Raw genomic sequence first — 261 nt, forward strand, 5'->3', positions numbered from 1 at the left:
CGGTCGTCTCCACGCTGCCGTTCGTCGTCTACCTGGTGATCGTCGGCTCGCCGCTCTCCTGGCTGGTCCTCGCGGTCTCCCTGTTCGCGGTGGTCGCGTACTCGGTGAAGGGGCTCCGCTTCAAGGAGATCCCGTTCCTCGACTCCGCCACCTCCAGCATCCACTTCGTGAGCCCCGCGGTGTACGGCCTGGTCCTCGCCGGTGCGGTGTTCACGCCAGGGCTCTGGCTGGTGCTCCTGGCGTTCTTCCTGTGGGGTGTCG

1 protein-coding gene is annotated in these 261 nt (G+C 67.4%); it reads left to right on the forward strand.

Annotated elements, in window-relative coordinates; genetic code table 11:
- Nucleotides 1–261: UbiA prenyltransferase family protein (locus tag SB773_RS32690; RefSeq protein WP_410594556.1), on the forward strand; the 261-nt coding region annotated here is incomplete at both ends.

The organism is Bacillus sp. SIMBA_074, assembly GCF_046534555.1.
Taxonomy (GTDB): Bacteria; Bacillota; Bacilli; order Bacillales; family Bacillaceae_G; genus Bacillus_A; species Bacillus_A mycoides.